The sequence below is a fragment of the Desulfosporosinus sp. Tol-M2 genome (assembly GCF_059735615.1).
Genome location: NZ_JCAIJG010000047.1, coordinates 33130 through 42858 on the forward strand (window position 1 = coordinate 33130; position 9729 = coordinate 42858).

At 43.6% G+C, this 9729-nt stretch carries 10 protein-coding genes; 1 reads left to right on the top strand and 9 read right to left on the bottom strand.

The genetic code is table 11. The features are described 5' to 3' along the window. Positions 1-124: 124 nt before the first annotated feature. The 7 genes from tsaA to AC6I5A_RS03305 form a co-directional block, all read right to left on the bottom strand. On the bottom strand, positions 125-934 hold the full coding sequence (gene tsaA / locus AC6I5A_RS03275; protein ID WP_034611645.1) for a tRNA (N6-threonylcarbamoyladenosine(37)-N6)-methyltransferase TrmO: 810 nt from the start codon (positions 932-934) through the stop codon (positions 125-127). 89 nt (positions 935-1023) lie between these two features. Beyond that, positions 1024-1173 carry a hypothetical protein gene (locus tag AC6I5A_RS03280; protein WP_497900454.1) on the bottom strand — a complete coding sequence of 50 codons (150 nt, stop codon included), beginning with the start codon at positions 1171-1173 and terminating at the stop codon, positions 1024-1026. 178 nt (positions 1174-1351) lie between these two features. Further along, the gene (locus AC6I5A_RS03285; RefSeq protein WP_034611647.1) at positions 1352-2491 is read right to left on the bottom strand and encodes a hypothetical protein; all 1140 of its coding nucleotides are present in this window, start codon (positions 2489-2491) and stop codon (positions 1352-1354) included. After that, entirely contained in the window at positions 2492-3496 is a 1005-nt protein-coding gene (locus AC6I5A_RS03290; RefSeq protein ID WP_034611648.1) for a radical SAM protein, read from the bottom strand. Beyond that, entirely contained in the window at positions 3486-4316 is an 831-nt protein-coding gene (locus AC6I5A_RS03295) for an ATP-binding cassette domain-containing protein (RefSeq protein WP_052167863.1), read from the bottom strand. The genes AC6I5A_RS03290 and AC6I5A_RS03295 overlap by 11 nt, the downstream gene beginning before the upstream one ends. Further along, positions 4306-5328: a FecCD family ABC transporter permease gene (locus AC6I5A_RS03300; RefSeq protein WP_034611650.1), complete on the bottom strand. Its 1023-nt coding sequence runs from the start codon at positions 5326-5328 to the stop codon at positions 4306-4308. The genes AC6I5A_RS03295 and AC6I5A_RS03300 overlap by 11 nt, the downstream gene beginning before the upstream one ends. Before the next feature lie 30 nt (positions 5329-5358). Beyond that, positions 5359-6387 (bottom strand): ABC transporter substrate-binding protein, encoded by a 1029-nt coding sequence (locus AC6I5A_RS03305; protein WP_034611664.1) that lies wholly within the window; start codon positions 6385-6387, stop codon positions 5359-5361. A 563-nt stretch (positions 6388-6950) separates the two neighbouring features. Between AC6I5A_RS03305 and AC6I5A_RS03310 the strand changes: the two genes are divergently transcribed. Then, positions 6951-7826, top strand: a complete 876-nt coding sequence (locus AC6I5A_RS03310) for a radical SAM protein (protein ID WP_034611651.1) — start codon at positions 6951-6953, stop codon at positions 7824-7826. Between the two features lie 95 nt (positions 7827-7921). Here the strand turns inward: AC6I5A_RS03310 and AC6I5A_RS03315 are convergent, their stop codons facing one another. Both AC6I5A_RS03315 and AC6I5A_RS03320 read right to left on the bottom strand, forming a co-directional pair. Further along, a complete protein-coding gene (locus tag AC6I5A_RS03315) occupies positions 7922-8332 on the bottom strand; it encodes a molybdenum cofactor biosynthesis protein MoaE (RefSeq protein WP_034611653.1) in 411 nt (136 codons plus the stop codon). A 62-nt stretch (positions 8333-8394) separates the two neighbouring features. Then, positions 8395-9528 (bottom strand): MGDG synthase family glycosyltransferase, encoded by a 1134-nt coding sequence (locus AC6I5A_RS03320; protein WP_034611655.1) that lies wholly within the window; start codon positions 9526-9528, stop codon positions 8395-8397. Between the last annotated feature and the right edge of the window lie 201 nt (positions 9529-9729).

A 9729-nucleotide genomic window follows, 5' to 3' on the forward strand; every position in this document is an offset into this window, starting at 1 on the left:
AACTCCCGAAAAGATAAATATCCAGTATTTTAGCGGATTCCGGAATTTTAGGTAAAGGAAAATTCTATTTGACCTCTGGTTATCACCATTCTTTAGTAACCTTTCCGTCCCAATTCGTGGTATATTACTTCAATTCAGTGTCCGTTATATCGAAGAGATCTTCAACGGATAGATTACTAATATCATCTTTAGTCACATTTTTGATCTTTAATGCAGTTTTTACTTGTCGGGTATAATTGTCCCACAAAACATAACTTTCTTCTGCAGATTCAATAAATTTGAATCTTGGCGGATTGGCAACTCTGGCCCTTGTAAGCCCCTGAACGGTATCTGCAATGCAAGGTGAGCCCACGACCGTTACCAACAGCTCCGGGTCATGCAGCTTGCCGAGCTTCTCTTCGGCTATCATCGCCATGCGTAACGCCAGATAAAAACCTTCACACTCCTCCTGGTGATGACGCAAAGCTTCGACATAGAACATTTGATAAAGCATCTCTTTTTTATGAGGCCTTATATAAGGAGCCAAGGGAGAGAAAATAATATCCTGCTCAAAATATGGTTTAATGTCCAAAATTGGAGAACCATCAACGGTATCTATACCTTGGACAAGCAAATTTCTTCCTTGAACCTGCTCCAGTTTTACCAGAGATAAACCAATAGGATTGGGACGTGCAGCTGTTCTTAAGCCAAAAACTCCAAAGACAGGTGCATAAGGATCTACTGACTTGGGAGATGTTTCAAGCAATTCCCGGTTTGCCAGATGAAACCAGGATAATATCCAGAGATGGGAATGTTTATCAATATTTTTTAAGGCCCCGGCATATTCAGGAAAAATTTCTATCCTCGCCGTTTGCCCGTGAAATGGTATCACTGATGCAAGATCAACCTGAGATGAATGCACCACACCAACAGGCCTTATTCTAATCTCATCCATTAGCACCTTTCTCCTTGTCTATTATTAATATCAGAAATAAATACGGTTTGACTGCCGTATCTATTTCTAATACTACCTCGCGTTTAATTTTACTTTTCCTTTTCTTTTTCCTGAAAACAAGAGCATACATTTTCTTCACCATGACACTCTTTAATTTGTTTGGGACTACATTCTCCCGGCTTACCTACAAGTTTTTCCGGTTGCTGACAAGCACAGGAATTGTTGTCTTGTTGACACATAAATTATCCCTCCTCCCTAAACCTATTTGATCACTGCCATGCACCCTGATTAAAGAGATTCCTGGCAAAGCATTCTATAGTATGAGGAAACTTGCTTCTGCTACCGACTGCTATTCGTTTAATCCCCATTTGTGCTCCGGTAGTATCCGTAGTAATATCCCTGGAGTGGATTAAAGTCCTAACAAAGAATAACATCGTTGATCGTCGCCATAACACCTTGATTAAATAAATTTCTGGCAAAACACTCAATGCAAATGTCCGCACCGGTAGTCGTATGTGGAAACATGCTTCTGCTGCCAACTGCTATTCTTTTAAGTCTCATATTTACGCCAATGGTATCTGTGGGAATATCCCGAAAATAACCGGAAAAAGGATACGGTTGATTCTCATCATCATCTTCATAATAACGGTACCCCTGGGGATATGCCAAGAAATGATGTCTTCCCATATACATTGCAAAAAACTGCAATTCCCCTTGTTCATAGTGGTACCAGCCGATTGAGTTAATACAGCGCCTGTACGGTAAAGGAAAGTCTTCTTCTCCAAGTCCCTCAATAACAATCAGCGCGATCTTCTTATTAGGGAGATGATTTTCAATCAATCTGCGAATGTCAATAATGCTGCTTACTTTTCCCAGATCGGTCGATATCGGAATGAAATAGTTTTTCCCTGGAATTTGGACAGCCTTCCTGAGTGTTGTGCCGGCAGACTTATAGGTATACCCTTCCTTGGCAACCACTAAATATTCCGGCAGCCGGAACCCCTCTTCGGGTTTTCCATCAAAGAGGTTTAACAGCTCGAATTTATTCACAATACGCTCTATCTGAGGCAAGCTATTTAGGTAGTCTAAATCTCTTGCGCTTGCATCATGTATACCTGCATAGCTGGCTGACCAGTTACTGGCTATAGCCAACCCGTCCAGGCGGCTTATATCAATATATCCTTTTAGCGGGACAAGGCCTCCTGAACCAACAATAACCGGGGTAAAACCTGAATCCCGGACAAACCGGTCAACTTCTGCAAAAACTGATTGAATTATATTTTGTCTTTCATCTGCCGTTTTATCATGGAACCGAAGCGTAAAATACGGCAAGCCGTAGCTGATAAAAGCAAATTGCGGCTGGTATTTTTCGATCAGTTCCAATGCCGTATCGGTTACCCAGGCATTGGTTGCCATCTCTACATCCCCAGGAAAAGAATGCTTGGCAATGATCCCTTTGACCATGTCAACCGTTGGATGTTCGATATCCGCTTTTTGCCCGGTTTTCAAATCAAAAACTCTTTGCCATTCTCTGGCATCGATAATTCCCACACTCATTCAGGACACCTCCCGTGTATTCCAATTGACCTTCCTACCGTGAATCGGAATTTCTCTGCCACATACCTGGCATTGATTATTCAGACAGGAGAATTTATACAGCCTGTCCCCACCGCAGCCGAGGCTTAATCTTTCAATTACATCCGATTTGCATTCAGGGCAGACCGTATTGACCCAGTCAGAACCAACAAAGTTATGGAAGTAGACATAATTCAGTTTCTCTCTGACCTGGTTCAGGGAATCATTGATCCGGTCAATATGCGGATACTCGGTATCTTTCATCTTGTATTCGGGCAGCAGGCGGAAAACATGGAACGGGATATCTTTGTTGATTTCCGAAAGAAAATCGGCCATTTCATCCAGCTCGTGGTCATTGACCGTCTGGATCACCGGCGATGTTACTTCTATATGGTTGGTCCGGGCCAGCCGGCGGATATTGCGAAAGATAGGATCCCCATTTTTTATCCCGATATATTCACGGTAAAACTCCGGGACCATCCCTTTCAGGCTGATATTAATAAATGAAAATATATCGGCCATGATCTCGGTTGCCTCCTCAGTCATATAGGCATTTGTCAAACATCCCATCGGCATTCCGATTTTCTTAGCTTCTTTACTGACATTGATCAGCGAAGGCAGGGATACAGTCGGTTCATTTACGTTAAAAACAATATTGTGGCAATTCTGTTTGACTGCCATTCCTATAAGCTCTTGCGGTGTAAACTCAAACATACCCCGCTGCTGTTTCGTCGGATCTTCCCTGGCGATATACGAGTTGGAGCAATATTTGCATTCAAAATTGCAGCTGCTTGTTCCGATAACCATACTTTTACTGCCGGGCCAGGCATGATAAAAAGGAATCGATTCTACCTTGGAAATGCCGCAGGTACACCATCTATCAGGAAAGCACTCTGCAATTTCTCCGTTATTTTCATAGTACATTTTACATACACCGAATTTATCATTCTTTAATTCACAACGCCATTCACAGTAATTACACTGCACTCCTTGTCGCCTCCTTTTCTGTCTCCCCTGTTTCTGCAGCGCAAATGGAGAGATGACGCGGTACAACCACCTGCAGCCCGCCCTTTGTTCCTTCAATAGCAATGTTCTCTCCGAGGGCTTGTCTTAAATTCACGTTGGTCAATACCTCTTCGGATGGCCCTTGGGCGATAACATATCCGTTTTTAAGCATAATGATTTCATCACAGTAATAAAGCGCAAGATTTGGGTCATGTAAAGTCACCAGAGCCGTGACACCGCGCAGTTTAACAACCTCTTTCATAAGTTCCATCATTCGGTGCTGATTACAAAAATCCAGATGTGAATTTGGTTCATCCAAGAGCATCAGCGGTGTGTCCTGATATAAGGCTCGCGCTAATAAAACCATTTGCTGCTGCCCACCCGAAAGCTCCGAATACAAGACATCGGCCAGATGATTAATTCCGACTTCTTTCATCGCATCATGCGCTCTATTTATTTCTTTTTCTCCGGGAGCTGCCCAGGCTTTTAATCTTGCTGCGCTCCCCATCAAAATCATATCCAGCACCGGAAAGCTAAAAGAAGAATAACTGCTTTGCGGTACAACACTGACAAGCTGGGCAATGCGAACTCTGTCAAGTCTGCTGATTTCTTTGCCCATGATCGCAATATTGCCTTTGAAAGGTTTCAGCAGCGCATTGATGCAATTCATGAGCGTCGTTTTCCCTGAGCCGTTATGCCCCAGCAAGGCACAAATTTTGCCTTCACTTACCCGAATATTAATACCTTTTAACACTGACTTTTTACCATAGCCCGCAGTAAGGTCAGTTATTTCAATTGTCACCCTTTGCAACACCGCCTTTCCTGCTTAATACCAGGTATCCTAAGAACGGAGCGCCGATAATCGACGTAATAATACTGATCGGTATTTCCGCGGACGTTGCGGTACGTGCCAGCGTGTCCATCAGGAGCATAAAACTCCCTCCTAAAAATGCGGCAACCGGCACCAGTCTTCTGTGCTCAGTACCAACCAGATAACGGGCGATGTGCGGCATAATCAAACCGACCCATTTTATTTCCCCAACCGTAGATACAGCAGAGGCGACAATCAGGGTGCCGACACCAATATATAATACCCGCCACTTTTTGACATTGATCCCAAGGGAAAGAATCTGCTTCTCATCCTGCGTCATAATATTTAACCGCCAACTAAAAATGGTCAGGATCACAGTCCCTAAAATAATAATTGGCAGAGTAAGCTGCACTTTTTCCCAGGTGCTTGTCTGAAAGCTGCCCATGGTCCAAAACATGATTTTTGCCAGTTGGTCATAAGGATCGGAAAGATACTGGAGGATCGATAATCCCGCCTGGAAAAGTGCCCAGACAACAATCCCTGAAATAACAAGGACGGACGTGGACTTATCAAGGCTCCGCGCTGCGAGTATATAGGTGATAAAGACAGCCAGAATGCCAAAGAAAAAAGCGAATCCTTGAATCCCCAGAGAAACTTCTGTTAAATAGACAATACAGAGAGCTGCCCCAAAAGCTGCTCCCCCTGATACCCCCAAAATATCAGGACTTGCAAGCGGATTTCGGAAGATAGCTTGAAAAACAACGCCGGCCACAGATATACCGCTGCCCACAGCAATGGCCATAATAATCCTGGGTAGCCGGACATTCCAAAATACCATCTGCGCTTGCTCTGAGGGAGAGGGTAAAAACCCCTTTACCCCCAGACCATGTAAAACCATACTGCAAATATCCGTGATACTAACCGCAAATCGTCCCATACTCAGGGCAACTATGAGGGAAATTACAAATAACGCTGTCAGAATGATCCATGTCCGGTTTTTCATTTTTCCCTCCTACGCTTATGTGCGGCAAAATTATAGCTTACCGCCCATTTCGGTAAAGGTATGCCCATAAAATTTCTTATAGAAATCATCGGCAACTTGGGTCATATCGATATCTGTAAATTTTTCGGGATAAAACATTTTAGCCATCCAAACTACCCCCAAAACACAATTCGGTGCAGGGAAATCCCACCAACCGATATTGGAAGGCATGCTATAAACCTTTTGATCTTTGATCGCCTTGACAGTTTTGAAGTGGGAGTTTTTATAAATTGCATCATCACCGTAAGTATCTAATATAGAGCCAAGAATAATTACATCTGGGTTCCAGGTTGCTACCTGCTCCGGCGAGACTTCCGTCCAGTACCCTTTGATCGACTTGGAAACGCTGACTGCTCCGGCTAATTCCATCAGAGTCGTATCCAGCATATCGCCGCTGGTAACAGTGTAGACACTTTTCGGCCCGGCAAACATGACTCTGGGTTTCTGTGCCTCAGGAATATCCCCTACTCTGTCTTTGACCAATTTAAGTAATTTTTCACATTCGGCTATATAAGCTTCACCTTTATCTGTGCAATTCAGAACAGTCGCAATCAGTCTGATGGCTTCGTAACTTTCCGTCATCGTTTCGCCTTTAACGGCAACAACTTTAATTCCGGCATTTTCGAATTGAGAGATCAGGTCTTTATCGGAAGAAGCATAAACAAATGACACTTGTGGTTGTAACGCAATCGCTGCTTCAATATTGTAACTCGCTCCCTGGAAAACCACAGGTTTGGAAGCATACACTTTATCAACTCTCGCTAAAGCACTTCCGAGCTTTCCGGGTATGGCATAGTCCGTCAGTTTATCACCCTGGCCGAGTGCATAGACTACATTAGGTCCAAAATGATGTGTCCCGGTTACTTTCGTGATATTTGTGGGGACAGTTACTGTCCGGCCCAGTTGGTCTGTTACGGTAATCGTAGTCTCTTTAGTGGATGTCCGAGTAGCACATCCGCTGACCGTAAAGCTTAATATAAGCATTACAACAATAATTAATGAAATATGTGTCTTTTTCATACCGCTAAACTCCTTTTCTTCTGATTTCAATTTTTCTGCTGGTTTCATTGGGCACAATCAGATATTACTGACCATAAATCCACCTGCCTCTTGTCAATTTAATAACTAATTATCCATACTACTCACTTTCGAAGCAAATTATTTTTTTATATATCAAACTATAACCAACTATATTAAACTACTTCTAGCTATATTGTACATATTAATGCAATATTGATCAATGGTTATTTTCTCAAGTAATTATACGGCATCTTATATACCGAGCCTCGTTGCCTTCTCATTAGACTCCGCACTACTGCAAAACGGTGCCGGCTTGATGCGGGGATCGCGGTATTTATATTGACACTCTATTCCTCCACCGTAGGTTGTGACGACAGGATGCTATTGGCGAATACGCTCTAACGTTTAAAGGAATAGAACCAGATAACCCATGTGGTCACTAACTCCCAACCTTGCTGTCCATATTGATTATCAGATATAATACTATCATCACCGTGCAGGTACTAACCCCGTCCTTGTAAGAATAGAAGTTTATAACCTAAAAACGACGAGGAGATGGTAATGTGTTTTATGAAGGAAATATCTATCGTCCACCCAGCGAAGCAAATAGTCTTATTTTGCAAATCACGGTGGGATGCCGGCATAACGCCTGCACCTTTTGCACCATGTTTAAAGATAAAACCTTTCGCATAAAATCGCGCGCGGAAATCTTCGAGATTATCACCACAGCCCTGGCGCATGAGCCCGACGCCGAACAGATTTTTCTCGCGGACGGAGATGCGCTCGTCGTCGACTCCTTATTGCTGATTGAGATCCTTGATCGTCTTTACGAAAAGTTCCCCCGTCTTCAACGGGTAGGGATCTATGGGGGCCCTAAAGACATACTCGCCAAGAACCCCGAAGAATTAGCGGCCCTGAAAGAACATGGGCTCACGCTCGTTTATTTAGGCGTTGAAAGCGGCAATCCCGGAATCCTAAGATCCGTCGGGAAAGGAGTCACTCCTGAGCAGATGGTAACTGCCGGGCAAAAAATTAGAGAGAGCGGTTTAGCTCTCTCCTGTACCGTCATAATTGGTCTGGGCGGTAAAGCTCATTCGCAGGAGCATGCTCTTGATACCGCACGGGTCATCAGCGCCATCGACCCTCCCTATCTGGGGGCCCTAACCTTGATGGTGGAGCCAAGCGCGCCCATAAACAAGGCGATCAAACGAGGAATCTTTCAACTTATTACCCCCCTCGAATCTTTGACTGAAATTCGAACCCTGCTTGAGCATCTTAACGTCACCAACTGTGTTTTTCGTTGTAATCACGCTTCCAATTACCTGCCCCTCCGCGCCACACTCCCCGCTGACCGGGAAGCGATATTAGAGACTCTTGACAACGTCATCGAGAATCAATCCCTGGAACGTCTTCGTCCCGAATCCTGGCGGGGTCTTTAATAATTCTCAATAAAAAATGCGTTGGTGTGAGAACTTCTATCTCTCAACCAACGCATTAAATATTTGTTCATACCAACACAACAACCTATGGTTAATTACAATTTTTGTTCGATTTCGATAACACATTTACTTTTAATCTTTTCAACCAGGAATTGCAAGGCATCAATAACATGTGGTCTAATGTCGCCGCCTATCAGCACGTACATTATGTCATCACCGATCTCGAGCTGGCCCTCATTAAGCCAAACCCTGACATGGAAGATGCCGGTCATCTTATAGGTTTCAGCAATCGCCGCATCTACTTTCATTGCATCATATGCAAATTCCATTCCTTTTACCAACGAACCATCATCAAGCCCTTGGCGGACCTTGGCTTTGGGCGTCTGACGCACGACGCCATTATGGACTAAAAACATCCCTTCCTGTAAAGCCATTGAATCACCTTTTGCTTCTTTGAGCCAATCATCGATTGATGGTGAAGGTTTTTTCATTTTTCCATTATTCATTAACTAAACGCTCCTTATTTATTTGCTAAAATGAAAAACAATCCCGGACTCCGGACCTGAGTTCATAGAACGATTTTAACCAATTGAAATATTCCTTCCACGGCCCGTTCTGTGGAGTGGCCCGGCAAAGCGACGGCCGCTTTTTTGCGCATTTTCTCAATATCCTCGGGATACCTTAAGAAGCGGTTGAGAAGCTGTTCCAATTCCTGCTCGTTTTCTGCTATACAACCAGCACCTATGCGCTGGACGAAAGATGCGTTTTCATCTTCCTGGCCGGGAATTGGTTTGTAAATAATAAGCGGCAAATGCTTCGTTAACGCTTCAGAAACCGTCAACCCACCCGCTTTTGTGATAATCAAATCAGAAACCGACATTAACTCCTCTACATTATCCACGAACTCGAACCGGAGCATAGGGTTTCGGCCTTGGGCAATGACCTCTTCCAACGAGAGATACAATTTTTTATTTTTCCCACAAACAATAATTGCCTGGACCGGGACAGGAGAATCTGCGAGTTTTTTACAGATTCTTTTCGCGCTTTTCAAAACACCATACGATCCTCCCATCACTAAAAAGGTTGGCCGATCAGGCTTTAACCCTAACTTGGCGAAAATCTGCGCCTGATCAGTTTCCTCTTCAAATTTTAAGCTTACCGGGATCCCGGTCATAAAAATGCGCTCCGCTTTGATTCCCCAGGCTATTAAACTCTCCTTCACTTCATCACATGCTACAATATAACCATCAACACCCTGATGGATCCAATGATAGTGAACCGAATAATCCGTGATTATAGTAAACACGGGGACCTGAAGAAGTTGCTCGCATCTCAGTTGCGCCAGAATCGAAGAAACGGTAGGGTATGTACAGAGGATGAAATCCGGTTTAAATTCATGAACGTATTTCAGGAACTTGCTTCGCCCCATTTTGCCTAAGAAATATTGACCCTTGGGTTTTAGCTTCACCTTACTTGTTTTATGATAGATTCTCCCCCAAAGTTTTGGGATGTATTTAATAATTTCACTATAGCCGTATTTAATAATGGAATTAATCCGTTGATTTAAGAAATCACCGAAATCCAAGTGGCTAATTTTTGCCGAAGGATGCTTGATCAGTATCTCTTCAATAACAGCTTCGGCTGCCCGTAAATGTCCGTTTCCAAATGCTGCAGAGAATACGAGAACCCTTAACTGTTTCAAAGACCGGCCCTCCCTCTCACCTTAACAACTTAATCCGACTTATCCTTAGTCAAGCAAGTTTGCTTAATATTACTAAAGACTTCCACTTCTATTATAAGGATATCCTTCTAAAATGAAAAGGGAAGAAGGTGGGAGCACGAACTTTAGCTCAAACGCTTTGCAACACTCAGCGGAAGTGAATAAAATTAGAGGTTGTCCCCC

Bases quoted from the DNA above. Each gene is read 5' to 3' on its own strand.
- tsaA (WP_034611645.1), bottom strand. From the start codon at position 934: ATGGATGAGATTAGAATAAGGCCTGTTGGTGTGGTGCATTCATCTCAG.
- AC6I5A_RS03280 (WP_497900454.1), bottom strand. From the start codon at position 1,173: ATGTGTCAACAAGACAACAATTCCTGTGCTTGTCAGCAACCGGAAAAA.
- AC6I5A_RS03285 (WP_034611647.1), bottom strand. From the start codon at position 2,491: ATGAGTGTGGGAATTATCGATGCCAGAGAATGGCAAAGAGTTTTTGAT.
- AC6I5A_RS03300 (WP_034611650.1), bottom strand. From the start codon at position 5,328: ATGAAAAACCGGACATGGATCATTCTGACAGCGTTATTTGTAATTTCC.
- AC6I5A_RS03305 (WP_034611664.1), bottom strand. From the start codon at position 6,387: ATGAAAAAGACACATATTTCATTAATTATTGTTGTAATGCTTATATTA.
- AC6I5A_RS03315 (WP_034611653.1), bottom strand. From the start codon at position 8,332: ATGAATAATGGAAAAATGAAAAAACCTTCACCATCAATCGATGATTGG.